The organism is Caulobacter sp. KR2-114, from assembly GCF_049446115.1.
In the GTDB taxonomy this organism is placed as follows: Bacteria; Pseudomonadota; Alphaproteobacteria; order Caulobacterales; family Caulobacteraceae; genus Acaudatibacter.
Map to the genome: position 1 here is coordinate 87,857 of NZ_JBMSEC010000004.1, position 23,310 is coordinate 111,166.

Consider the following 23,310-nt stretch of genomic DNA (forward strand, 5'->3'; position numbering starts at 1 on the left):
CGCCTCGGCTAGTGCCCGGCCACCATGCTCTGCGAGATGCGGAACGCCGCCGGCAGGATCAGCACCCCCAGCAGGCAGGGGAAGATGAACAGGATCAGCGGGATCATCAGCTTGGCCGGCAGGGCCATGGCCTTTTCCTCGGCCCGCAGCATGCGTTTGGAGCGCATGTCGTCGGAGAACACCGCCAGGGTCTCGCCCAGGCTGGTGCCCATCTCTTCGGCCTGGCGCAGCATGGTGGCCATGGAGCGGGCCTCGTCGATGCCCAGGCGCTCGGCGAAGTTCGACCAGCAGTCCTTGCGCGCGCGGCCGGCCCGCAGCTCCAGGGTCAGCACCTTGAGGTGCTCGGCCAGGTGCGGATAGCGGCGCACCAGCTCGTCCGTCACCCGGTTGACGGCGGCGTCGAGCGACAGGCCCGCCTCCACCGAGGCCACCAGCAGGTCGAGCAGGTCCGGGAACCCCTCGCGGTATTCCAGCTCAAGCTTCTTGCGCTTGGCCTTGATCACCTGGTCGGGCCCCAGCAGGGCCGCCACCGACAGCAGCGCCGCCAGCAGCAGGGCGGCCTTGCCGCCGCCGCCCGACAGGGCCCAGGGCAGCAGGGCGACGGTGCCGCCGATGGCGGCGATCATCGCCACGGCCCGGGCGCCGAGATACAGGGTCACCGCCTCGCGGCTGAAGAAGCCCGCCTGGATCAGCCGCTGGCGCAGGGCCGAGACCTGGGCCGGGTCCTGGATCGCCATGCGGTCACCGAGGCGCCGCACCCCCGACAGCACACCCGAGAACGCCTCCACCCCGCGGCCGCCGGACGCGGCTCCCGCGCCGACCGCGACGGTCTCGCCGGACAGCCGCGCGCGACGTCGCACGCCGGTGACGGCGTTGCGGACGATGAGGAAGCCGCCCCCACCCACGCCCACGGCGATCAGGGCGAAGGAGGCGACGGTCAGTATGGTCTGGAACAGGGCGATGTTCATGGGGTCAGATCCGCATGTCGATCATCTTGCGCATCACCAGGTTGCCGATGAACATCCAGCCTCCCAGCCCGGCCAGGCCGATCTGCACCGGCCGCTTGCCGATCACATCGCCGTAGAAGTGCGGGCTGGCGACCTGCAGCAGGATGAAGACGCAGATCGGCGCGGCCGTGAGGATGATCGCCGAAGCGCGCCCCTCCGAGGAGGCGGCCTTGATCTTCAGCCGCATCTTCTGACGCTCGCGCACGGTGTGGGCCAGCATCTTCAGCAGGCCCGTCAGATTGCCCCCGGCGCGCTCCTGCAGCCGGATGGTGGCGGCGAACAGGTCGACGTCCATCTGCTTGCAGCGGTCGGCGATGCGCCCCACCGCCTGCTCCAGGGTGGCGCCATAGGCGATCTCGTCGGCGGCCATGCCGAACTCCGAGCCGATCGGGTCGGGCAGCTCGCGCCCCACCAGGGCGACCGCCGTCGGCACCGGGTGACCGGCCTCGAGGCTGCGCACGATCACCTCCAGCGCCTGAGGCAGCTGCTGGCCCAGCATCTTGGCCCGGCCCGCCGCCTTGAAGTTGAGATACAGGATCGGCAGGATCACCGCCCCGGCGATGCCGGCGACCACGCCCAGCATGGGATTCTTGGTCAGCACCCAGACGCCGATCGCCAGGGTGAAGCCCAGCCCGCCCGTGACCATCCCCCAGCGCCGGGCGTCGTAGGGCACGCCCGAGCGCATCACCAGGTCGGAGAACCAGGTCCAGGAAAAGATCGAGGCGCCGTCGGCGCCGATGCCCCGCTGCTTGCGCAGCTCCAGCACCAGGTCGCCCAGGCCGGTGGTGCGCTCCGCCGTCGCCAGCCGCCGGTTCACCGCCCGCTTGGCCACGCCGACGCTGAGCAGGCCATAGGCGGCCTGGCCGGCGGTGAACACCGCGGCGAACACCAGCACGTAGAAGGCGATCGAGGGGTCGACGTCGAACTTCATTGCAGCGGCTTGCCCGGATCGAAGTTCGAGGTGTCGTAGTGGATGCCGCGGCGGATCATCTCCTCCATGCACTTCGGGCGCAGGCCCGAGGCGCGGAACTCGCCGTGCACCTTGCCGTCCGCGTCGGTGGAGACGCGGTGGAAGGCGAAGATCTCCTGCATCTGCACGACATTGCCCTCCATGCCGGTGATCTCCGACACGCTCATGCAGCGGCGCGAGCCGTCCGACAGGCGCATCACCTGCACGATCATGCCGACCGCCGAGGCGATCTGGCCGCGGATGGCGCTCGGCTCCAGGCGCATGCCGCTCATGGCGACCATCTGCTCCAGGCGGGTGATGGCGTCGCGCGGGTTGTTGGCGTGGATGGTGGCCATGGAGCCTTCGTGGCCGGTGTTCATGGCCTGCAGCATGTCGAAGGCTTCCTCCGAGCGCACTTCGCCCAGGATCACCCGGTCGGGACGCATCCGCAGGGCGTTCTTCACCAGCTCGCGCTGGCGGATCTCGCCCTTGCCTTCGATGTTCGGCGGCCGGGTCTCCATGCGCACCACGTGCGGCTGCTGCAGCTGCAGCTCGGCGGCGTCCTCGATGGTGATCAGGCGCTCCTTCTCGCTGATCGCGGCCGACAGCGCGTTCAGCAGGGTGGTCTTGCCCGAGCCGGTGCCGCCGGAGATCACCGTGGAGACCCGGCTGCGCACCGCGCCGTACAGGAACTCGGCCACGCACGCCGGCATGGCGCCCACGCCCACCAGGCGGTCCAGGCTGTACGGCCGCTTCGAGAACTTGCGGATCGAGACCGAGGCGCCGTCGATGGCGATCGGGGCGATGGCGGCGTTCACGCGGCTGCCGTCGGGCAGGCGGGCGTCGACCATCGGCTGGCTTTCGTCGATCCGCCGGCCCACCGTCGAGACGATCCGGTTGACGATGCGCAGCAGGTGGTCGTTGTCGCGGAAGCGGACCGGGGTCAGCTCCAGTTCGCCGCGCCGCTCCACATAGACCTGGAACGGGCCGTTGATCAGGATGTCGGCGATGGAATCGTCGCCGAGCAGCGGCTCGATCGGACCCAGGCCGACCATCTCGTCGAACACCTGAGCCCCCATGTCGTCGAGTTCGCCGGCATTCAGCGCCAGGCGCTCGGTGCGGGCGAAGTCGCCCACCAGCTTGCGCACCTGGCGGCGCATCTCGCCTTCCTCGAGCTTGTCCAGCTTGGAAAGGTCGATCTCGTCGATCAGCCGGGCGTGCAGCTTCAGCCGCATGTCCAGCATGGTGTTGTCCACCGGCGGCGGGGCCGGAGCGGCTGCGTCCTTGGCCGGCGGCGTGAAGCCCGGCTTGGTCGCCTCGGCGGCGGGCGGCGGGGCGGACGGCGGCGGGGCGGGTTGCTCGGGCGCCGGCTCGACCGGCGTGGCGCGGCGGAAGGCGAAGCGGCTCATCAGGCGGCCCGCCCGCGCTGCGCGGCCTGGGGCGCCGTCAGCCGGTCGACCAGGACGGCGATATCGCGCACGATCTTGGAGCGCGGCCGGTGGTGGCTGATCGCCCCGCCGAGGTTCGCCGAGGCGGCGGCCGCTTCCCAGTCGGAGGTCACCCCGCCGTCGGCCTTGCGCTGCAGCGCCTTCTCGGCCTCGGCGAGCGAGGGGGCCGGGCCGAACACGCGGCTGGCCAGGCGGTTGAGGATGATGCGCGGCGGCGCGCCGTCCGGCAGCTCGGCCTCGATCTCGGTGGCGAGCGAGCGCGCGGCGAGCAGCGCGGGGACGGTCAGCTCGGAGACCACCAGGATCTCGTCGCAGCCGGCCAGCACGTCCAGGGTCCAGGCCTGGTGATGCCGCGGCAGGTCGACCACCACGTGGTCGTAGACCTGGCAGGCCACCTCCAGAACGCGGCACACGGCCATGGCCGAGACCTTGCCGAACGCCTTGGGATCGCGCGGGCAGGCCAGCAGGTCCAGCCCGCCGCCGACCCGCATGGAAAAGGCGTCGAGCAGCGCCTGGTCGATCCGCTCCGGCGTGGCCGAGGCCTCGGCCAGCAGCATGTTGGCGGTGGCCCCCAGGTAGGCGCTGGCGGCGCCGTCGCAGAGGTTCAGGTCGACCAGCGCCACGCGGCGGTCGGCGCCGGCGCGGCGGGCCAGTTCGGTGGCGATCTCCACGGCGATGGTGGTCGCGCCGCAGCCGCCGACCGAGCCCATCACCGTCCAGCAGTGCGCCTGGTGCGGCGCGCCGGCCGGGGCCTTGGCGTCAGCCAGCAGCACGGCCGCCGCCCGCGACAGGTCGACCGAGGTGAACGGCGCCTCCAGCACGTCCGACCGGCTCAGCCGCATGACCGCCTTGACCAGGGCGGTGGGCAGGTGGCTGCCCGCCAGCAGCACCGCCGGCGGGGTCGGGCGCTGCGACAGGGCGTTGAGCACCCCGGTCAGCACCGCCGGGTCCACCGCGTCGACGTCGATCAGCAGCAGCTCCAGCGCGCCGTGCAGGGTATCGGGGAGATCCAGGCGTTCGGCGCCGGCGACCTCCAGCCGCGCCGCGGGCATAGCCTCCTGGGCGACAGGCGCGAGCCGCTGGCCGATCACGAGGACATGGCGTTCATTCAGGACCGGATGGCTCATCGGGATGCTCGCGTGAGAAGGGCTACTGTCGTCTGGAGCGCGGCCGTCAGGGCTGACCGGCCGCGGCCGGCGCATCGCTGGTGGTCGGCATCGGGACCGCGGCGGGCTCGGCGCTGGCCACCGGACCCGGGGCGGGACCCGGCACGCTGGCCGGATCGGTCGCCGCGACAGGCGCCGGCGCCGGCAGCTGGGTCGCCGGAGGCGGCTCCGAGCGGGGCATCTCGACCCCCTTGCCGGCCAGGATCAGGTCGATCGGGCTGGGATCGGTGTCGTCCTTCAGCGGGTTCGGCAGGGTCTCGAGGTGGTCGGTGGGCGTGGTCAGCCGGGGGGTGACGATGATCACCAGCTCGGTCTCGTTCTTCTGCCAGTCGACCGACTTGAACAGCGCGCCCAGCACCGGCACGTCCGCCGCCCAAGGCACCTGGTTGACCGCCCGGGTCTGGCCCTTTTCGAACAGGCCGGCGATGGCGAAGCTTTGGCCGTCGCGCAGCTCCACGTCGGTGGAGGCGCGGCGCGTGGAGATGGCCGGCACCTGGAAGCCCTGGATGGTCACGCCGTTGCGCGGATCCAGCTGGCTGACCTCGGGCGCCACCTTCAGGCGGATCTGGCCGGAGTCCTGCACCGTGGGCGTGACGTTCAGCTTCACCCCGAAGGTGCGGAACTCGATGGTCACGCCGTTCTGGCCGTTGGGCACCGGGAAGGGGAACTCGCCCCCCGCCAGGAAGCTGGCCTCCTGACCGGACATGGCCGTCAGGTTCGGCCGCGCCAGGGTGTGCACCGAGCCGCGCTGCTCCAGGGCCTTGATGGTGGCGTCCACGCTCCACGGACCGAAGTGGCCGCCGACGTCCAGCGTGCCGGTCGGGGCGCTGTTGCTGATCAGGGTGCTGGCCGTGTTTAGGGTGAAGCCCGACATGTTCTGCACATTGAGGCCGACGCCGAGGTCCTTCAGCGCCGAGCGCGAAGCCTCGATAATCCGCACCTCGACCATCACCTGCTGGGCCGCCTTGACCGTCAGGGCCGACTGCACCGCCTTGGGCGCATAGCGTTCGGCGATGGCGGCGGCGCGCAGGGCGACGCTCGACGTCGAGACCTCTCCCGACAGCAGGATGCCGCCGGCGAAGTTCGCCGCCTTGATCGGCTCGCCCGGCAGGGCTGCGGCGAGGTCGGCCTGCAGGCTGTCGGTGTCGTAGCCGACGCGCACGTCCACCACCTGGGCCAGGCGGTGCTGGGCGTCATAGATCAGGATGTTGGTCACGCCGACCGACTTGCCCCGCACATAGAAGCTGCGGTCGGTGGTGGCGACCAGGGCCAGGGTTTCGGGCGCGGCGACCACGATCTCGCCGGCCGGATAATCCAGGCGGAAGGCCGCCGACTTGTCCTTGGCGACGACGATGGTGCTGGCGCCCTGCTGGTCGCTGACCATCTGGGCCGCGGCCGGGACCGCCGTCGCCAGCCCGGCCAGGCCGAGGAGCGCCGACGCGATGAGGGCGGTGAAGGATTTCATGGCTCGCTTGTGCATGGCGATGGCGCTCTAGAGGCCGCGCTCGGACGGCACGTCGACCGCCGATCGGGCGTCGCCGTTGACGACGATGATGGAGTGTCGGGCGGCCGCGGCCGCCGGCTTGGCGCGGCTGGCGTGGCTCACCGAACGCAGGCCGGCCGCGTGCGGGGCCATCGGGGTGTCCAGCGGGCCAAGGTCGCGCACGCCCATCGGCCGGACCGGGTCCACCTCGCCCTGGCCGGTGCGGCGCAGGGCCAGCGACAGGCTGCCGGCCTGAGCCGCCAGGGACAGGCGCTGGGCGTCGGCCATCGACACCTCCAGGGTGGCGGTGTGCGCCAGCACCGGCTGGGTCGAGCTGGGATCGGCGTTCAGGTCCATGCCCAGGATGCGGACGTTCTGGATCACCACGTTGGTGACGTAGCGCTTACAGCCGCCGCAATCGTCGCGGACCTTCTGCGGCAGCGGCACCTCGCGGGTCAGCACCACGTCCACCCGGTCGGAGGGCAGGATGTGACCGCCGCCGCCCGAGGTGTCGCTGATGCCGATGGTGTAGGCGCGCATGCCCTCGGTGATCATCGCCGACAGGGTCGGCTTGGCGCCGGCGCCGCTGACCTTGGTCGGCAGGATCGGCTCGCGCGCCGAGATCGCCACCACCGCCACCGGCGCGCCGCCGTTCTGGCTGGTCACCTGCTCGATCGAGGAATAGGCGCCCTGCGGCACGGCGCCCTGCGGCAGGTGCGCCAGCACCAGATGCGAAGCGTCCAGCTTGCCGCCGTAGGGAATGGCGCCGCTGGCCACGACAACCGGTACGGTGGCCTCCGCCGGCGCGGGCGCCTTGGCCGAGGGACTCCCCTGCGCCGCGTGCGGCAACCAGACCTTGGCCACCAGGAGCGCGCCGACGCCCAGGACAGCCGACGCCCCCAGGCTGATGATGGTTCCTGTACGCATATCGCCCGCCCAACCCCCACCGCGCTGAAAATGGCGCGATTTCAGGCACAACCTGCGACCGCGCCCATTTCGGTGTCATTAAGGGACGTCGTAAATTCGCGTTCACCTTGATCCGCGACAAACATCGTGCAGATCACCTAACGATAAACGCCTCATTTACTATGATTTTAGAATAGAAACGATCGAAGCTATACTTGCCGACGCAAACAGAGGACAGCGAACGCCAGGGTCGCAAAATCTGCGCCCCGGCAAGGGCGCAAGTCCCGCTTGACGGCCGCCCCTCCTGGCAATCAATGGGCATATTCATTCGTCACACTGAACGTGGCGCCAGCCAGACGGGGATCCACAAAGAAGATCCTCCGAGGCCTTTGACGGCGCCGGGAGGAGTTTTTTATGCCTGAGTTGATTGAACGCCTGACCCTGGCCGCTTCCAAGGGCATGACGGCCAGCATCTGGGCCGCCGAAAAGCCCGACGCCATCGCCATTCACGACCCGATCGGGACCCGCACGTTCCGGCAGGTCAACGAGAACGCCAACCGCATCGTCCGCCTGCTGCGCGCGGCCGGGCTGCAGGCCGGCGACTCCGTCGCCCTGATGACCAGCAACCGGGCGGAGTTCGTCGAGGTGCTGAACGCCACCCTGCGCGGCGGCTTCCGCATCACGCCGGTGAACTGGCACCTCAATACCGACGAGGTCGAGTACATCATCAACGACTGCGATGCGAAGGCGCTGATCGCCGAGCCGCGATACAAGTCGGCGCTGGAGGCGAACACCCCCAACGTGGTCGTCAAGCTGTCCGTCGGCGACGACGCCGAGGGCTTCGTCCCCTACGCCAAGGCCCTGCAGGCGCACGACGCCAGCGACATCGAGGACCCCGAGCTGGGCAGCCAGATGCTGTACACCTCCGGCACCACCGGCCGGCCGAAGGGGGTCTATCGCAAGGCCAGCGCCGCCCTGCTGCAGATCCAGCTGGGCGCGCCGGACGACGTGCAGCTGTGCGCCGGACCGGCCTACCACGCCGCGCCGCTGGCGTTCGACGTGCGCTCGTCGATGACCCAGGGCAACCCGCTGGTGTTCATGGACCGCTGGGACTCCGAGGGCGTGCTGAAGACCATCGAGCAGTACAAGGTCACGCGGGCCCACCTGGTGCCGATCATGTTCCAGCGCCTGCTGGCCCTGCCGGACGAGGTGCGCCGCAAGTACGACATCTCGTCCCTGCGCTACATCATCCACGGCGCGGCGCCCTGCCCGCCCGAGGTGAAGAAGGCCATGATCGACTGGGTGGGGCCGATCCTGAACGAATACTACGCCGGCTCGGAAGGCGGCGCGGGCTTCGTGGTCTCCTCCGAGGAGTGGCTGGCCAAGCCCGGCACCGTCGGCAAGCTGCCGGCCGAGGACGCCCTGAAGATCCTCGACGACGAGGGCAACCCGGTGGCCAAGGGCGTCTCCGGCACCCTGTACTTCAAGGTCTCGCCGGTGGCGCCGTTCGAATACTACAAGGACCCGGCCAAGACCGCCGCGGCGCACCGCGACGGCTACTTCACCCTGGGCGACGTCGGCTACCTGGACGAGGACAACTACCTGTTCCTCACCGGCCGCAACGCCGAGACCATCATCTCCGGCGGGGTGAACATCTATCCGCAGGAGATCGACAACGAGATCATCAAGCATCCCGCGGTCGAGGACAGCTGCTGCATCGGCGCGCCCAACGACGAGTGGGGCGAGGAGGTCAAGGCGGTGATCACCCTGAACCCGGGGTACGAGCCTTCCGAGGCCCTGGGCAAGGAAATCATCGCCTTCGCCCGCCAGCACCTGGCCGGCTACAAGGTCCCCAAGACCGTGGACTTCGTCGACGAACTGCCCCGCAGCCCCGCCGGCAAGATCCAGCGTGGCAAGGTGCGCAAGCCCTACTGGGCGGGAAGGGCGCGGGAGATCTAGGGGCGGGGGCTCCAATCTGGGGCCCCCTTCCCCGGCTTCGCCGGTACTTCCCCCAGAGGGGGAAGAGAATTGGCGCTCGAGCCCCGCACATCCGTTCTCTTCCCCCCTTGGGGGAAGTCCGGCCGAAGGCCGGGATGGGGGCTCCAGCGGAGCGCTAACCCAACCCCGCCAGGAACCGTTCGATCGCCGGGTTGACCACCTGCGGGTGGGTGAGGTTGGCGGCGTGGCCGGCGCCGGGGACCACCACCAGCTGGGCGTCGGGCAGGCCCGCCGTCAGGGTCTTCGCCAAGTCCAGCGAGATGGCGGCGTCGGCGTCGCCGTGCACCACCAGGGCCGGGACCTTGATCTCGCCCAGCCGCGGGGTGATGTCGTCGCGGCTGGCCAGGGTCTGCATGCAGCCCAGCACGTTGACCGGCTTGATGGTCTTCCACTTCGCCTTCCAGGCCGGGGCGCCCGCCCAGCCCTCGCCCAGAATGATGTGCTCGATGATGCCGGCCATCTCGTCCGAAAGGCCCTGCGTCGCCCAGGTGTTGGCGAGCTGCATATGCCCCTCCAGGGCGTTGGGGTCCTCCTGGCCGGCCTGGGTGTCGATCAGCACCAGGGCGCGGACGATCTGCGGATGCGTCAGCGCGCAGCGCAGCGACAGGAAGCCGCCCTGGCTCATGCCCGCCAGCACCGCCCGCTCGATGCCAAGGTGCTTCAGCAGCGCCGCCAGGTCGTCGGCGGAGTCGTAGTAGCTGAACGGCGCCAGGGTGTCCGAGGCTGTGCCGGCATGGCCGCGCTCGTCCCAGGTGATGCAGCGCCAGCGCCCCTTCAGCGCCTCGACCTGCGGCGCGAACATCGCGTGGTCCATGAACAGGCCGTGCGAGAAGATGATCGCCGGACCCGTCCCGCCGGTGTCCTCGTAGTAGATGTTCTGGCCGTTGACCGCGGCGATGGGCATGGAACGCCTCCCCTGTTCTGATTGGCGCGCAGTTGTGCACGGGGATGGCGCAAGGAAAAGGGGCCCCAGCCAAGCTGGAGCCCCCTTCCCCGGCTTCGCCGGGACTTCCCCCAGAGGGGGAAGAGAAGCCGCCTCTGAGCCGACTGCCGTTCTCTTCCCCCATTGGGGGAAGTACGGCCGAAGGCCGGGATGGGGGCTCCAGCGGAGAACCGCCGGAGCCCTTGCCCGCTAGGCGTCTTCCTTCTCGGGTTCGGCCGCGGGCGGTTCGGAGAGGCCAAGCGGCAGGTCGAGCTTCTCGGCCATCAGCAGGGTCATCAGCGCCTGCAGCACGCCGCCGGACGCCCCCCCGCCATTGGCGCCGCCGGCGATCTGAACCTTGGGCACCACGTCGACGCCGCTGGTCTCCAGGGCCTCGGCGAAGCGCTCGGCGACCTGGCGGGCCAGCTGGAAGCGGGGACCGCCGGACGCGGCGACCTGGCTTTCGATGGCCTCGGCCTGGGCCAGGCCCACCTTGGTCACGCGCTCGGCCTCGGCGGCGGCCAGGGCCACGACCTTCTTGGCCTCGCCCTCGCCCAGGAAGCGGATGCGGTCGGCCTCGGCCTTGGCCAGGGTGCGGGTCTGCTCGGCCTCCTGTTCCGAGCGGGCGAGGTTCGCCCGGCCGGCGTTCTGCTGCACCTGGATCGACAGCTGCGACTCGGTGATCGCGGTCTGTTGCTTGGCGAAGGCCTCCGCCTCGCGCAGCTCGCGTTCCTTCTGCGCGGCCAGCTTCTGGCGCTCATAGGTGCCCACCTGCTCGTCGGCGATCTGCCGCTGGCGTAGCTGGGTCAGGATGCGCTCGATCTGGTCGTCGCCGGCCGCGTTGGGCCGCGGGGTGCCGATCAGCACCTCCTGGAGCTCCAGGTTGTAGACCCCGAACTTGGTCTTCATCTCCTGCGACGACAGCGACTGGATCTCGCTGCGGTCCTGCAGCAGCTCGATCAGGGTGCGCGTCTGGCCGATGTTCTTGAAATAGGCGCTGACCATGGGATCGAGCGTCTGCTCCACCAGCTTCTTGATGTCGCCGAAGCGCTGGATCACCAGCGGCGCCTTGCGGTAGTCGATGTGCACCACCACCGAGACCGGCAGGGTCGGCTCGAAGGCGTCCTTGGTGATCAGCGACACCTCGGCCAGGTTCTCGTCGAACTTGTGCGAGCCGATGGCGTTGCTCTCCCACTTCAGGATGAAGTTGGTGGTCGGCACCATGGTCACGCGGCCGGCGTAGGTGTTGAAGGCGTACTTGCCGGGCAGCAGCGGGTCGCACCAGACGCCGCGACGGCCGTTCTCCACCAGCTCCCCGTGGCGGTAGCTCTCGCCCGAGGTGTCGACGCCGGCGTCGCCGGTATAGGACACCACCACCCCGACCTGGCCGACCTCGACCACGGTCTTGGGGATCCGCTCGACGGTCGCGAACAGGCGGTTGATATAATAGGTGCCCTCGACCAGCACCTGCAGCTGGCGGCCCTTCTGACCACCCGCCGCCAGGAACTTGCTGGGGTCCTGGAAGCTGTTGTGGAAGGTCGCCGTGTCGGCCGGATCGACGCCCACGGTCGGGGCGATGATGTCGCCCGACGCCAGGCCGGGGCCGTCGTGCACGGTGACCACGCCGATCTGGTCGTCGGCGTCCTTGATCACCACCGGCTCGAAGCCGTCGCGCGCGGCGATCACCTCGGCCATCTGGTCCAGCAGCGCCGAGTCGGCGCCGTCCAGGCGCAGGGCGAAGGTCTGGTCGCGGGTGACCACCACGAACTGGGCCAGGTTGATGGCGTACGAGCCCTCGCGCAGGATCTTGCGCTGCGGGCCCTTCTGGCCGCCGCTCTCCAGGAACCGGCGGGTGTCCTGGAAGTCCACGTCGTCAGGGTTGGCGGCCAGCGTCTGGTCCGCGTTCAGCGGCAGGCCGCCGCGCGCGAACACATAGCCGATCCGCCCCTGCGGGATGGTCACCAGGGGCTGCACATGCAGCCGGAACTGGAACGGAAAGAAGAAGTGCAGGCCGCCGCGCAGCACGTCGGGCTGAAAGCCGGCCTCGTCCTTCAGGGCGATGATGCCGGATCGGATCGAACCGGCGGGGCTCCACAGCTTCTCGACCACCGCCACACGGCTGTTGCCGATGTAGCGGACCATGCCGGAACTGGCGAACAGCACCAGCAGCAGAACGACAAGCACGATCGCGCCCAGCCAGGGCGCGATACTTATGACTTCGGGCATTGGACCCTCCAGGTGCGCTGGGGGTCGCCCTCGCGGCCCCGCTCAGGAAGCGCAACCAGAGCTATAGATAAGCTTGGCCCTAGACCAGCGTTAGCCCCGCAAGGCCCGGCGCACGGAAAAATCGAACATCGGTCGCCGAACCTAGGGCCCGATGAAGGTCGCCTGGTCCAGGCCAGCGGCGCCGCCGGCCTGCCGGCGTCCGAACACCCAGGCGCCGTCCACGTTCAGCGCCAGCACCGGGAAGTAGCGATCGGTGTGACCGGGGGCGAGCGGCGCGTCGTGGCGCGAATCCAGCACGTAGGCGTCAGGCCCGTCGCGCACCACCAGCAGGGCGTCGTCGGCTTCGCGCGCCCAGTCGCGCACCAGCACCACGAACAGGTCACGCCGCGGCGTGCCGCACGCGGCCAGCAGCTGCAGCTTGGCGATGGCGATGTCGGTGTGCTCGCCGCTGCCGCGCGCCAGGCTCCTGGCCAGGGTTCCCCAGTGCTTGGACAGGGTCGGGTCGGGGGCATAGGGGATGTGGGCGTTGACCCAGGCGTTGGCGCCGGCGACCCGCTCGCGCAGCGGCAGGCTGGCGAGCCTGGCGACCGCCCGATCGAAGTCGGCGTCGCCCGTCGGCAGGGCGCTGTTGGAGGCTTCGCGCCAGACACTGTCGTAGATCGTCTGCCCCAGCCGCACGCCGGTCAGGCCGAACAGGTCCGGCGGCGCGTTCGTCGGCGCCGGCGCCGCCAGCAGGCTGTCGAGCAGCCGGTCCAGCAGGGCCTCGTCAGGCCCGTCGGTGGCGCAGGCCTGGGACGCGCCGACCAGCACGGCCAGTCCCGCAGCGGCGCCCAAGGCCGCACGGGCCAGGCGATATCCAGCAAAGCGCAATGAAGCCCCCCGGACTGATTCCCATCAGTTCGGACCCAGAGGGCTGAAAATTCATGAACTTGCGGCGGCCAAACGAAGTCGGAAATGAGTCCGGGCCCGCGGCAGGCTGTCGCGCCTCAGCCCTTGAAGCCGTCCTTGGCCGCCCGCACCGCGCCGAACGCCTCGAAGTCCGGCGCGCCGGCCTTGCCCACCCGCCCGGCCAGGGCGGGCGCGCGCAGGAACGGGTTGGTGGCCTTCTCCAGGGCGATGGTGGTGGGCACGGTGGGCTCGCCGCGCTCGCGGGCGGCGAACACCGCGTCGGCCCGCGCCTTCAGCGCCGGGCCGTCGTCCACCGACAGGGCGAAGCGGGCGTTCGAGGCCGTGTACTCGTGGGCGCAGTAGACGCGGGTGTCGTCCGGCAGGGCGGCCAGCTTCTGCAGGCTGGTCCACATCTGTTCGGCCGTGCCTTCGAACAGCCGCCCGCAGCCCAGGGCGAACAGGGTGTCGCCGACGAAGGCGACGTGGTCCGCCGCGTCGAAATAGGAGATGTGGCCCAGGGTGTGCCCGCCGGTCTCCAGCACCGCGAACCGGGTCTCGCCCAGCTCGACGACGTCGCCCTGGCCCACCTGGCGGTCCAGCGGAGCGATGCGGGTGACCTCGCCCGGGCCGACGATGGTGGCGCCGGTGGCCGCCTTGATCTCCGCGTTTCCGCCCGCATGGTCGGCATGCCAGTGGGTGTTGAGGATCAGGTCCAGGCCCCAGCCCAGCGTCTTCAGCTCCGCCAGGATCGCGGCGGCGTCGGGGGTGTCCACGGTGGCGGTCTTGCCGGTCGCCTCGTCGCGGATCAGGAAGCCGTAGTTGTCCGACAGGCAGGGGAACTGGTGGACGGTGAGAGGCATGCAAAACGCTCCGGCAGGGCGGGGAGAGGACAAAAGGACCGCGGCGACCTTACATTGAAGCCGAATCGAAACGGAGCCCCGATGCGCCAGGGCGTGCTTCAGTTGCGAGAATTCTACGCCTCCCCGCTCGGCCGCGCCGCCCGGACCATGGTCGCGCGCAAGGTCAACGAGGCCTGGGAGACCGCCAACGGCCTGGACGTGCTGGCCCTGGGCTACGCCACGCCGTTCCTCGACAGCGTCAGCCGCGGCGCGCGGCGGGCGGTCGCCGCGATGCCGGCGGGCCAGGGCGTGGAAGCCTGGCCGATGGGCGAGCGCAACCTCGCCTGCCTGGTGGACGAGACCACCCTGCCCTTCCAGCCGTCGCTGTTCGACCGCGTGCTGGCGGTGCATGCCCTGGAAGAGGCCGACAATCCCCTGGCCCTGCTGCGGGACGTCAACCGCGTGCTGGCCCCGTCGGGCCGGGCGATCCTGGTGGTCACCGCCCGCCACGGCCTGTGGGCCGACGCCGAGGCCACCCCCTTCGGCCAGGGCCGTCCCTACAGCCGCCGCCAGCTGGAGACCCTGGTTCGCGAAGCGGACCTCGAGCCCACCGGCTGGACGCGGGCGCTCTACGCCCCGCCCTTCGGCTGGGCCGCGCGCTGGGCGGAGGGCTTCGAACAGGCCGGCGCCCTGCTGTGGCCGCCGTTCGCCGGGCTGATCCTGCTGGAAGCCGTCAAGCAGACTTTCGCGGTGCGGCCGAAGGGGGCGAAGGTCCGCGCCCGCGCGCCGGCGCCCGGGGTGCTGCAGCCGGCCACCCGCGGCCGCGCCCTCTCCGGCATCGCCACTTCGGGCGCCATTTCTTCAGGCGCCGGAACGAACGGCTACGGTGAGGCGCTTGGAGGCGGGTCGGTTTTGGTCCAACTTCACGGTCGCCGGGCCGAGTAGAGGTTTCCCCATGAAAATGATCACCGCCGTCATCAAGCCCAGCCGCCTCGACGCGGTCCTGGAAGCCGTCACCGAGGCGGGCGCCTCCGGGCTGACGGTGACCGAGGTGCGCGGCTATGGCCGCCAGAAGGGCAAGACGGAGGTCTACCGCGGCGCCGAGTACGAGGTGAAGCTGCTGCCCAAGGTGAAGCTGGAGATCGCCGTGCCGTCCGACATCGTCACCGCCGTGGTGGAGGCGATCAGCGCCTCGGCCAACACCGGCAAGATCGGCGACGGCAAGATCTTCGTCATGGACCTGGAAAACGCCATCCGCATACGCACCGGCGAACTGGACGCCGCCGCGATCAGCGGGTGAGGTCTTTGGGGCGACCGAGGCGGCGTAGCAGGTGTCGTCCGGGCAACAGCGCCGCTTCTCTTCCCCCACTGGGGGAAGTACCCGCGAAGCGGGGGTAGGGGGTTCCAGCGGAGAGCGGACGCTCGCCCAGGGGCTGGCGCACGGGAGCCCCCATCCCGGCCTTCGGCCGTACTTCCCCCAGTGGGGGAAGAGGATCGGGGCGCAGGGCCGCCTCCGCAGATCTACCCGAACAAGTCCGCCTTCGCCGGCGCCGCGGCCGCTGGGGCCGCGCCGTCACGGCGGCTGAGCAGGAACAGGCCGGCTTCCGAGCGCCAGTTCTCGATCGGCCGCGAGGGATCGATCGGCCGCGCCGGACGGCCGGCCGACAGCCGCGCCGCCGCGTCGATGCGCAGGCCGAGGTCGTCGCACAGGGCGGTGAAGTCGCGCAGGGTGCACAGGTGGATATTCGGCGTCGACCACCAGGGCTCGGGCAGCGAGCCGGTCATCGGCATGCGGCCGTGCAGCAGCAGGTCCAGCCGCACGCGCCAGTGGCCGAAGTTCGGCAGCGAGACGATCGCCTGGCCGCCGATGCGCAGCAGTTCGCCCAGCACATGCCGCGGGTTCAGCACCGCCTGCAGGGTCTGCGACAGGATCACATAGTCGAAGGCCTGGGCCGGGAACGAGTCCAGGTCGCGGTCGGCATCGCCCTGCACCACCGCCAGGCCGCGGGCGAGGCAGGCCGAGACGTTCTGGGGGCTGATCTCCAGGCCGCGGCCGTCGACGTCCTTCTCGCGCGCCAGCAGTTCCAGCAGGTCGCCATCCTCGCAGCCGATGTCCAGCACGCGCGCGCCGGGGCGCACCAGGCGCAGGATCTCCTGGAAGTCCTCGCGGACCGGTCCCGTGTTCACGCCCAAGCCCTCACCTCAGGAACCCTCACGTCAGGGGCCCTCACGTCAGGCCTCGCGCCTGGGCGGCGGAATCCAGGAACCCCTGCAGCGCCTGCCGCAGGATCGGCTCGTCCAGGAAGAAGGCGTCGTGGCCCTTGTCGGTGGCGATCTCGACGAAGCTGGTGCGCGCGCCCGCCGCGTTCAGCGCCCGCACGATCGTGCGGCTTTCCTCGGTGGGATAGAGCCAGTCCGAGGTGAACGAGAAGACGCAGAAGCGCACGTCCCTGGCCCGCCGGAACGCCTCGGCCAGCACCCCGCCATGCGCCGCGGCCATGTCGAAATAGTCGAGCGCCCGGGTGATATAGAGATAGGAGTTGGCGTCGAAGCGGTCGACGAAGCTGGCCCCCTGGTGGCGCAGGTAGCTCTCCACCTGGAAATCGGCGTCGAAGCCCCAGGACAGGCCGTCGCGCTGCAGCTCGCGCCCGAACTTCCGCTGCAGGGCCGGCTCGGACAGGTAGGTGATGTGCGCGGCCATGCGCGCCACCGCCAGTCCCTTTTCCGGCCGCACGCCGAGGCGCGCGTAGTCGCCGCCGCGCCAGTCCGGATCGGCCATGATCGCCTGGCGGCCCACCTCGTGGAAGGCGATGTTCTGCGCCGAGTGGCGGGGCGCGGCAGCGATGCACACCACCGCCGACAGCTTCTCCGGGAAGTCCGCGGCCCACTGCAGCGCCTGCATGCCGCCCATCGAGCCGCCGACCACGGCGAACAGGCGCTCGACGCCCAGGGCCTCGATCAGCATCGCCTGGGCGCGGACCATGTCGGCGATGGTGATCACCGGGAAGCTCAGGCCATAGGGCTCGCCGGTCGCCGGGTTGGTCGAGGCCGGGCCGGTGCTGCCCATGCAGCCGCCGATGACGTTCGAGCAGATGATGAAATAGCGCGCCGGATCCAGCGGCAGGCCGGGGCCGACCATCTTGTCCCACCAGCCCGGCTTGCCCGTCATCGGGTGCGGCGAGGCCAGGTGCTGGTCGCCGGTCAGGGCGTGGCACACCAGCACCGCGTTGCTGCGCTCGGCGTTCAGCCGGCCGTAGGTCTTGTAGCCGATCTCGAGGCCTTCGATGCGGGCGCCCGATTCCAGGCGCAGCACGGCCTCGGCCGGGAACCGCATGGTCCCCCCGCCCTCGTCGACCGGCGCATCGACGCGCGCCTGCAGCAGGTCTCCGTCGCTCATGCGCCTTGGAGGGGTCAAAGCTTCCCCGCTGTCAACCACCAGCAGCGGTTTCGGCCGGCGAGGCGAGCGGCTAAGACGTCAGTCGGGGAGTGCCTTGCCGATGCGCCGTCTGATTCTTTTCCGCCACGCCAAGGCCGAGCCGAGAGGCCGGGGGCAGGACGACATCGATCGCCCGCTGGCGCCGCGCGGGCGCGAGGATGCGGCGCTGATCGCCGGCGTGCTCGCGCGCGAGAAGCTGACGCCGGACCTGGCCCTGGTCTCGGCGGCCAAGCGCACCCAGGAGACCTGGGACTGCGCCCGGGCGGCGTTTCCCGCGGCGCGCATGGAGGTGGTGGACGCCCTCTACAACGCCTCCGCCGAGGAGATCATGGCCGAGGCCGAAGCCTGGGCCGACGAGGGCGAGACCCTGATCATCGTCGGCCATAATCCCGGGCTGCACGAACTGGCGGTGATGCTGCTGGAGGAGGGTGGCGCCCCCGCCTGGCAGGTCGACAAGATGGACGCCCGGTTCCCCACCTCCACCGCCGCCGCCTTCCTGATCGACCCGGCCGGCCGCGCCTCGTTCGACGGCCTGTTCCTGGCCTCCGAGCACGGCGGCGAGGGCGAATAGGCCCAGACAGCCCGACGAACAGACGCCCGCATGACCCGCATCTACAAGATCCTGCCGCGCGCCGAATGGGAGGCCGCCCTGGCCACGGGCCGGTTCGACGGCTCCGCCGTCGACCTGGCCGACGGCTTCATCCACTTTTCGGCGGCCGACCAGGCCGTCGAGACCGCCCGACGCTATTTCGCCGGGCAGGCCGATCTCTACGTGCTGGCCATCGAGGCCGAGGCGCTGGGGCCGGCCCTGAAATGGGAGCCATCGCGCGGCGGCGCCCTGTTCCCCCACCTCTACGGCCCGCTGGCCTGCGACCAGGTGCTGGAGGCCCGCCCCGCCCCGCTGCAGGCCGACGGTCTGCCGGACCTGGGTGAGCTCGTCCCGTGAGTGACCTGCATGGCCTGGCGACCCGCGCCCTGCGCCTGGCCGACCCGGAGGACGCCCACGGCCTGGCGATCGCGGGACTGAAGGCGGGCCTGGGGCCGCGCCATCCGGCGCACGACCCGCTGCTGGCGACGACGCTTGCGGGGCTGGACCTGCCCAACGCCGTCGGCCTCGCCCCCGGCTTCGACAAGAACGCCGAGGTGGCCGACGCCATGCTGGCCGCCGGCTTCGGCTACGTCGAGTGCGGCACCGTCACCCCGCTGCCCCAGGCCGGCAACCCGCGCCCGCGGCTGTTCCGCCTGAGCGAGGACCGGGCGGTGATCAACCGCATGGGCTTCAACAACCAGGGCCTGGAGGCCTTCGCCGGCCGGCTGGCGCGGCGGGAGCGGCGGCGGGGCGTGCTGGGGGCCAACATCGGCGCCAACAAGGACGCCGAGGATCGCATCGGCGACTACGTGACCGGGCTCAAGCGCCTGTGGGGCCTGGCCGACTACTTCACGCTCAACATCTCCTCGCCCAATACGCCGGGCCTTCGCGCCCTGCAGACGCGGGCCGCGCTGGACGATCTGCTGGGCCGGGTGGGGGAGGCGCGGACGGCGGTGACCGCCGACGGGGGCGCGGCGCCGGTGTTTCTCAAGGTCGCGCCGGACCTGGAGGACGGCGAGGCGGAAGCGATCACCGAGGCGGCCCTGGCGCACGGCCTGGACGCCATCATCGTCTCCAACACCACCGTCGCGCGGCCGGACAGCCTGCGCTCGCCCCGCCGCGGCGAGACCGGCGGCCTGTCGGGCGCGCCGCTGATGGCGCCGTCCACCCAGGTGCTGCGGACCTTCCACGCCGCCGCCGCCGGCCGCATCCCGCTGATCGGCGTCGGCGGCATCGCCAGCGGGGCGGACGCCTACCAGAAGATCCGCGCGGGCGCAGCGGCGGTGCAGCTCTATTCGGCGCTCGCCTTCGAGGGGCCTGGGCTGGTGATGCGCATCCGCCGCGACCTGGCCGCGCGGCTGAAGGCCGACGGCTTCGCAAGCCTGAGCCAGGCGGTGGGCGCGTGACCCTCCTCGCGGGACTTCTGCGGCGCTATGGCCTGATCGCCCTGGTGCTGGGCCTGCTGGCCGCGGCGATCCTGTCGGGCGCCTGGCGCCACCTGAACCTCTCCGAGCTGGCGGCGCACCGCCACGCCCTGACCGCCTTCGTGACCGCGCACCCGGTGCTGAGCGTCCTGGCCTATGTGGCGATCTATGTGCTGATCGTCGTCGCCTGCATCCCGGGTCCCGGGGCGATGACCACCGCCGGCGGCTTCCTGTTCGGCACGCTGGTGGGGGGCCTGGCGGCCCTGACGGCCTGCACCGTGGGTTCGGCCATCGTCTTCCTGGCCTGCCGCACGGCCTTCGGCGACTGGGCGACGCAGAAGGCGGGGCCGATCGTGCAGCGGATCGAGGCCGGCTTCACGCGCAACGCCTTCTCCTACCTCCTGACGCTGCGGCTGATCCCGATGATGCCGTTCTTCGCCACCAACGTCGCGGCGGGCCTGGCCCGGGTGCGGCTGCGCGACCTGATGGCGGCGACGCTGCTGGGCACCTCGCCGGTGTGCTTCGTGTTCGCCGGCCTCGGCTCGGGCCTGGGGGTCGTGTTCGAGCGCGGCGGGCGGATCGACGCCTCGCTGTTCGAGGAGCCGCGCATCATCGTGCCGCTGGCGGGCCTGGCGGCGCTGTCGGCCCTGCCGATCGGCTGGCGGCTGTGGATGCGGCGCCGCGCGGCCTGACACGGCTTCCGGATTCGCCGCGACGGTGCGTTTCATTGCTACGGCGCGGCTTCTCAAGTAACGGGATTCCATGGCGGACGACGCGTCCCTGCCCGAGCCCCGATCGTCAGGCGAGCGCCGGTTCCCGAGGCTCGGCGGCCTCTCCTCGCGCCTGCTGCTGGTCACCGTGCTGATCGTGGTGGTGGCCAACCTGCTGATCCTGCCGCCGAACCTCGCCGCCTTCCAGGAACAGTGGCTGCTCGACCGGCTGCGCGCCGCCGAGCTGGCCTCGCGCGTGGCCGACGCCGCCCCCAACGGCCAGGTCACCGAACACCTGTCGCAGCAGCTGCTGGAACAGGCCGAGGTGGTCTCGGTGGCGATTCAGGCCGACGGCAACCGGCGCCTGGTGCTGCAGGCCCCGCGGCTGACCCGCACGCCCTATCTGATCGACCTGCGCCAGGACAATCCGATCACCTCCCTGGCCGGGCCGATCCAGACCCTGATGGGCGGCGGCCAGCGGATGGTGCGGGTGATCGCCCGGCCGCGCTACATCCCCGGCGAGTTCGTCGAGATCGTCGCCCCCGACGCCCCGCTGCGCAAGGAGCTGCTGGCCCAGCTCGGCCGGCTGATGGCGATCGCCGCCTTCACCTCGCTGATGGCCGGGGCGGTGGTGTTCTTCTCGCTGAACTTCCTGCTGGTGGCGCCGATGCAGCGCATCACCCGCTCGATGCAGAAGTTCCGCGCCAATCCGGAGGACCCCGAGGCGGCGATCCATCCCTCGGGCCGGCGCGACGAGATCGGCGTGGCCGAGGCCGAGCTCGACCGGATGCAGTCGGACCTGCGCGCCGCCCTCGCCTCGCGCGCCCGGCTGGCGGCGCTGGGCGCGGCGGTGGCCAAGATCAACCACGACCTGCGCAACATGCTGACCAGCGCGCAGATCGCGTCCGAACGGCTGGCCCTGTCGGGCGACCCCAAGGTGGCCCAGGCCCTGCCGCGGCTGGAGCGCGCCCTCGACCGCGCCATCGTGCTGGCCTCCAACGTGCTGGCCTTCGGCAAGAGCGAGGAGCCGGCCCCCGACAAGCGGCCCACGCCGCTGCGCCCGGCGCTCGAGACGGCGGCCGAGGACGCGCGCCTGTCGCACGAGGGCGTGCGGCTGGTGGTGGACTCGCCGCCGGGCGCCCGGGTGGACGCCGACCCCGAACAGCTGCACCGCATCCTGGTCAACCTGATGCGCAACGCCCGCGAGGCGATCGACGGGGTCGAGGGACGCGGCGGCGTCGGCCAGATCCGCGCCACCCTGACCCAGGCCGACGGCTTCAGCCTGATCCGCCTGGCCGACAACGGTCCGGGCCTGCCGGACCGGGCGCAGACCAACCTGTTCCAGCCGTTCGCCGGGTCCACCCGCCGCGGCGGCGCCGGCCTGGGCCTGGCCATCGCCAAGGAGCTGAGCCAGGGACACGGCGGCGACCTGACCCTGGTGGAGACCGGCGAGAGTGGGACCACCTTTGAGATCCGCCTGCCGGGCGCACCGGAGCCCCTGCCGCGACGGCGCAAGGCGCCGACCGGTGGAGACGGGGCGTCGGACGGCGCCGGAGAGGACTGAGTCCGGCTGGAGCCCCCATCCCCGCCTTCGGCGGGACTTCCCCCAAGGGGGGGGGGGAAGAGAACGGTGTAAGAGGCTCGAGCGCCAATTCTCTTCCCCCTCTGGGGGAAGTCCCCGCGAAGCGGGGGATGGGGGCTCCAGCGGAGCGCCTACCGCCCCCAGACCGCCTTCTGGATGCGGCGCGACGACGGACGGCCGGCGATGCCTTCCTTGGGCGTGACGGTGATGGTCAGGACACCGCCCTGCATCGCCGCCTGGGTCCTGGGGCCGACGATGAAGGCGATCTTGCCGACGCGCGCCAGGGAGGAGCGGCTGTCCGGCTGGGACGCCAGGTTTGAGAAGGCTTCCACGGTGATCACGGCGGCGTCGGCGATCAGGGCGTCGGAATAGGCGTCAGCGTCCGGGGCCTCGAACTCGACCAGGTGCTGGGCCGAGCGGGTGGCGCGGACGCTGGCCTGGAACAGCCGCTGATACAGCACCACGGGCCCCAGGGTCGGCATGCGCAGCGGCGAGGTCGGGCCGACCAGCAGGGCGGCCGACCCGGCCGGCCGCTTGGTGGTGAACACCGTCATCCCGCCCAGCCGCGTGGCCCGCAGCATGGTCTCGCCCAGGTCGTTCTTGTAGATGATGTCGCCCCGCGGCCCGCGCGCCTGGCTCAGCACCCAGATTTCAGGGCTGTCATCAAACTTGAGCAGAGGGTGCGGCGCGCTGCGGTCCAGCACGAACACCCCGCCCTCGTCGATGTTGTAGCGCGCCACCTGCGGCGAGGCGCCGGCGCGGCCCTCGTCCATGTGCTCCAGGCCCAGCGCGTTGCGCAGCACGTCGTGCCCGGCGCTGGCCGGCGAGCCGAATCCAAGAGCCATCGCCGCAGCGAGCGCCACGGCGATGGCAATCCTGCCATTCAGGGCCCAACGTTTCGGCGCCATTACAAGGTGCATGCCCCGGGATCAGGGCGCTTTTTGGACGGGTCCGAAGGCTAGCCTGCGATGTATTGACCGCCGTTCACCGTCAGCGTGGCGCCGGTGATGAAGCCTGCCTCCTCCGACGACAGGAAGGCGACGCAGCGGGCGATCTCCTCGGCCCGGCCCAGGCGCCCCACCGGGATCTGGGCGATGATGTTGTCGAGCACGTTCTTGGGCACCGCCGACACCATCTCGGTGTCGATGTAGCCGGGGCAGATGGCGTTCACGGTGATGCCCTTCTTGGCGTTCTCCTGCGCCAGGGCCTTGGTGAAGCCGATCATCCCCGCCTTGGCCGCGGAGTAGTTGGTCTGGCCCATCTGGCCCTTCTGGCCGTTGATCGACGAGATGTTGACGATGCGGCCGAAGGCGCGGTCACGCATGCCCTCGATGACGTTGCGGGTCATGTTGAAGATCGAGGCCATGTTGACCTGGATCACCTCGATCCACTGCTCCTCGGTCATCTTGTGCAGCATGGCGTCGCGGGTGATGCCGGCGTTGTTGACCAGGGTGTCGATCGGTCCCAGCTCGGCCTCGACGTCCTTCACCGCCTGGGCGCAGTCGGTGAAGCTGGAGACGTTGCCCTTGACGATCATCACGCCAAGCTCCTTGGCGCAGGCCTTGGCCGCCACCTCGTTGCCGGCGTAGCCCGCGGCCACCTTGTAGCCGCTGGCCTTGAGGCGGGCGGTGATGGCCTTGCCGATGCCGCGGGTTCCCCCGGTGACGAATGCGACCCTGCTCATAGCCTTGCGTTCTCCCTGGCCCGCCTAGGCTGCGGGCCTCTCGTTGAAATCAA

22 protein-coding genes are annotated in these 23,310 nt (G+C 70.8%); 8 read left to right on the forward strand and 14 right to left on the reverse strand.

What is annotated here, in order from left to right; translation table 11 throughout:
• Positions 1 to 8: 8 nt before the first annotated feature.
• Genes ACO2Q3_RS15715 through cpaB form a run of 6 tightly spaced genes read right to left on the reverse strand, consistent with a single transcriptional unit; the run spans position 9 to position 6,980 of the window.
• Positions 9 to 968 carry a type II secretion system F family protein gene (locus ACO2Q3_RS15715; RefSeq protein WP_423308141.1) on the reverse strand — a complete coding sequence of 320 codons (960 nt, stop codon included), beginning with the start codon at positions 966 to 968 and terminating at the stop codon, positions 9 to 11.
• Positions 969 to 972: 4 nt separating this feature from the next.
• A complete protein-coding gene (locus ACO2Q3_RS15720) occupies positions 973 to 1,938 on the reverse strand; it encodes a type II secretion system F family protein (RefSeq protein WP_423308143.1) in 966 nt (321 codons plus the stop codon).
• A complete protein-coding gene (locus ACO2Q3_RS15725; RefSeq protein ID WP_423308145.1) occupies positions 1,935 to 3,365 on the reverse strand; it encodes a CpaF family protein in 1,431 nt (476 codons plus the stop codon). The genes ACO2Q3_RS15720 and ACO2Q3_RS15725 overlap by 4 nt, the downstream gene beginning before the upstream one ends.
• Entirely contained in the window at positions 3,365 to 4,531 is a 1,167-nt protein-coding gene (locus ACO2Q3_RS15730; RefSeq protein ID WP_423308147.1) for an AAA family ATPase, read from the reverse strand. Before ACO2Q3_RS15730 ends, ACO2Q3_RS15725 begins: the two co-directional genes overlap by 1 nt.
• A gap of 46 nt (positions 4,532 to 4,577) precedes the next feature.
• Positions 4,578 to 6,035 (reverse strand): pilus assembly protein N-terminal domain-containing protein, encoded by a 1,458-nt coding sequence (locus tag ACO2Q3_RS15735; protein WP_423308149.1) that lies wholly within the window; start codon positions 6,033 to 6,035, stop codon positions 4,578 to 4,580.
• 27 nt (positions 6,036 to 6,062) lie between these two features.
• Positions 6,063 to 6,980 (reverse strand): Flp pilus assembly protein CpaB, encoded by a 918-nt coding sequence (gene cpaB, locus ACO2Q3_RS15740; protein ID WP_423308151.1) that lies wholly within the window; start codon positions 6,978 to 6,980, stop codon positions 6,063 to 6,065.
• Positions 6,981 to 7,373: 393 nt separating this feature from the next.
• On the opposite strand from cpaB, the gene ACO2Q3_RS15745 reads away from it, so the two are divergent.
• The gene (locus ACO2Q3_RS15745; protein ID WP_423308153.1) at positions 7,374 to 8,918 is read left to right on the forward strand and encodes an AMP-binding protein; all 1,545 of its coding nucleotides are present in this window, start codon (positions 7,374 to 7,376) and stop codon (positions 8,916 to 8,918) included.
• Positions 8,919 to 9,072: 154 nt separating this feature from the next.
• Here the strand turns inward: ACO2Q3_RS15745 and ACO2Q3_RS15750 are convergent, their stop codons facing one another.
• The 4 genes from ACO2Q3_RS15750 to gloB all read right to left on the reverse strand — a co-directional run bounded on the left by ACO2Q3_RS15750 (position 9,073) and on the right by gloB (position 13,853).
• Complete coding sequence (locus tag ACO2Q3_RS15750; RefSeq protein WP_423308155.1) at positions 9,073 to 9,861, reverse strand: alpha/beta fold hydrolase; 789 nt, start codon at positions 9,859 to 9,861, stop codon at positions 9,073 to 9,075.
• Between the two features lie 228 nt (positions 9,862 to 10,089).
• Positions 10,090 to 12,105, reverse strand: a complete 2,016-nt coding sequence (locus tag ACO2Q3_RS15755; RefSeq protein ID WP_423308157.1) for an SPFH domain-containing protein — start codon at positions 12,103 to 12,105, stop codon at positions 10,090 to 10,092.
• Between the two features lie 141 nt (positions 12,106 to 12,246).
• Positions 12,247 to 12,975 (reverse strand): hypothetical protein, encoded by a 729-nt coding sequence (locus ACO2Q3_RS15760; RefSeq protein ID WP_423308159.1) that lies wholly within the window; start codon positions 12,973 to 12,975, stop codon positions 12,247 to 12,249.
• Between the two features lie 116 nt (positions 12,976 to 13,091).
• The gene (gene gloB, locus ACO2Q3_RS15765) at positions 13,092 to 13,853 is read right to left on the reverse strand and encodes a hydroxyacylglutathione hydrolase (RefSeq protein WP_423308161.1); all 762 of its coding nucleotides are present in this window, start codon (positions 13,851 to 13,853) and stop codon (positions 13,092 to 13,094) included.
• 81 nt (positions 13,854 to 13,934) lie between these two features.
• Here gloB and ACO2Q3_RS15770 point away from each other — a divergent pair, with 81 nt between their 5' ends.
• Both ACO2Q3_RS15770 and ACO2Q3_RS15775 read left to right on the forward strand, forming a co-directional pair.
• The gene (locus ACO2Q3_RS15770; protein ID WP_423308163.1) at positions 13,935 to 14,777 is read left to right on the forward strand and encodes a class I SAM-dependent methyltransferase; all 843 of its coding nucleotides are present in this window, start codon (positions 13,935 to 13,937) and stop codon (positions 14,775 to 14,777) included.
• Positions 14,778 to 14,787: 10 nt separating this feature from the next.
• Complete coding sequence (locus ACO2Q3_RS15775) at positions 14,788 to 15,132, forward strand: P-II family nitrogen regulator (RefSeq protein WP_423308165.1); 345 nt, start codon at positions 14,788 to 14,790, stop codon at positions 15,130 to 15,132.
• Positions 15,133 to 15,353: 221 nt separating this feature from the next.
• On the opposite strand, the gene metW is transcribed toward ACO2Q3_RS15775, so the two are convergent.
• Together metW and metX are read right to left on the reverse strand one after the other, a co-directional pair.
• Positions 15,354 to 16,019, reverse strand: coding sequence for a methionine biosynthesis protein MetW (metW, locus tag ACO2Q3_RS15780; RefSeq protein WP_423308167.1), 666 nt, complete (start codon positions 16,017 to 16,019; stop codon positions 15,354 to 15,356).
• A gap of 40 nt (positions 16,020 to 16,059) precedes the next feature.
• Positions 16,060 to 17,229, reverse strand: a complete 1,170-nt coding sequence (gene metX, locus ACO2Q3_RS15785; protein WP_423308169.1) for a homoserine O-acetyltransferase MetX — start codon at positions 17,227 to 17,229, stop codon at positions 16,060 to 16,062.
• Between the two features lie 100 nt (positions 17,230 to 17,329).
• On the opposite strand from metX, the gene ACO2Q3_RS15790 reads away from it, so the two are divergent.
• From ACO2Q3_RS15790 to ACO2Q3_RS15810, 5 genes are all read left to right on the forward strand, one after another.
• The gene (locus ACO2Q3_RS15790; protein WP_423308171.1) at positions 17,330 to 17,839 is read left to right on the forward strand and encodes a SixA phosphatase family protein; all 510 of its coding nucleotides are present in this window, start codon (positions 17,330 to 17,332) and stop codon (positions 17,837 to 17,839) included.
• Between the two features lie 30 nt (positions 17,840 to 17,869).
• Entirely contained in the window at positions 17,870 to 18,214 is a 345-nt protein-coding gene (locus ACO2Q3_RS15795; protein ID WP_423308173.1) for a DUF952 domain-containing protein, read from the forward strand.
• Positions 18,211 to 19,263 (forward strand): quinone-dependent dihydroorotate dehydrogenase, encoded by a 1,053-nt coding sequence (locus ACO2Q3_RS15800; protein ID WP_423308175.1) that lies wholly within the window; start codon positions 18,211 to 18,213, stop codon positions 19,261 to 19,263. Before ACO2Q3_RS15795 ends, ACO2Q3_RS15800 begins: the two co-directional genes overlap by 4 nt.
• Positions 19,260 to 19,973 carry a TVP38/TMEM64 family protein gene (locus ACO2Q3_RS15805; RefSeq protein WP_423308177.1) on the forward strand — a complete coding sequence of 238 codons (714 nt, stop codon included), beginning with the start codon at positions 19,260 to 19,262 and terminating at the stop codon, positions 19,971 to 19,973. Before ACO2Q3_RS15800 ends, ACO2Q3_RS15805 begins: the two co-directional genes overlap by 4 nt.
• Positions 19,974 to 20,043: 70 nt before the next feature.
• Complete coding sequence (locus tag ACO2Q3_RS15810; protein WP_423308179.1) at positions 20,044 to 21,555, forward strand: sensor histidine kinase; 1,512 nt, start codon at positions 20,044 to 20,046, stop codon at positions 21,553 to 21,555.
• Between the two features lie 149 nt (positions 21,556 to 21,704).
• On the opposite strand, the gene ACO2Q3_RS15815 is transcribed toward ACO2Q3_RS15810, so the two are convergent.
• Both ACO2Q3_RS15815 and phbB read right to left on the reverse strand, forming a co-directional pair.
• Positions 21,705 to 22,436, reverse strand: a complete 732-nt coding sequence (locus tag ACO2Q3_RS15815; protein ID WP_423308181.1) for a DUF4908 domain-containing protein — start codon at positions 22,434 to 22,436, stop codon at positions 21,705 to 21,707.
• Positions 22,437 to 22,531: 95 nt separating this feature from the next.
• Positions 22,532 to 23,257, reverse strand: coding sequence for an acetoacetyl-CoA reductase (gene phbB, locus ACO2Q3_RS15820; protein ID WP_423308183.1), 726 nt, complete (start codon positions 23,255 to 23,257; stop codon positions 22,532 to 22,534).
• Positions 23,258 to 23,310: the final 53 nt, after the last annotated feature.